This is a genomic window from Streptomyces sp. SID11385 (assembly GCF_010548245.1).
Lineage (GTDB): Bacteria > Actinomycetota > Actinomycetes > Streptomycetales > Streptomycetaceae > Streptomyces.
In genome coordinates this window covers 1-706 of the sequence record NZ_JAAGLR010000133.1, presented here as the reverse complement: position 1 = coordinate 706, position 706 = coordinate 1, and the positions used below count along the sequence as shown (strand labels likewise).

1 protein-coding gene is annotated in these 706 nt (G+C 79.2%); it reads left to right on the top strand.

The window, feature by feature from the left end; genetic code table 11:
* On the top strand, nt 1-706 hold a 706-nt coding region (locus tag G3I42_RS04235), incomplete at both ends, for a 4-alpha-glucanotransferase (RefSeq protein ID WP_203606344.1).

Below are 706 nucleotides of genomic sequence, written 5' to 3'. Positions count from 1 at the left end.
AGGCCGAACGCGCACGCCGGGTGCTGCCGCCGACCGTCGTCGTATGGAGTCCGCCGGACGAGGCCGAGGGCCCGGTCGCCCCGCCGGAGGCCCTCGCCGGCCTCCCCGCCGGCACCCGCTGCTCGGCCCGTACCGAGGACGGCGGGGTCACGGAGTGGACGGCCGGGCCCGGCGAGGCCGTCCCCGCGCTCCCGCTCGGCGTGCACGGTCTCCAGGTGCTCACCCCGGACGGCCGCGCCGCGCAGGTCCACCTCGTCATCGCCCCCGACCACGCCCCCGCCCCCACGGCCCGCGCCACCGGGCTGCTCGTCCAGCTCTACTCCCTCCTGTCCGCGCGCTCCTGGGGCATGGGCGACCTCGCCGACCTCGCGGCCCTCGCCGGCTGGGCCGCCCGCACCCACGACCTCGGCTTCGTCCAGGTCAACCCGCTGCACGCGGCCGTCCCCGGCGAGCCCACCGACCCGTCCCCGTACCGCCCCTCCTCGCGCCGCTTCCCCGACCCGGTGCACCTGCGCGTCGAGGACGTCCCCGAGTACGCCTACCTCGACGCGGCGGCCCGCGCCCGTACCGCGCCGCTCCTCGAAGCCGCCGCCGGGCTGCGCCACGCCGTCCTGCGCGAGGACGCGCTCATCGACCGCGACGCCGTATGGGCCCTCAAGCGGCCCGCGCTCGCCGAGGTCTGCGCCGTGCCGCTCGACCCCGGCCG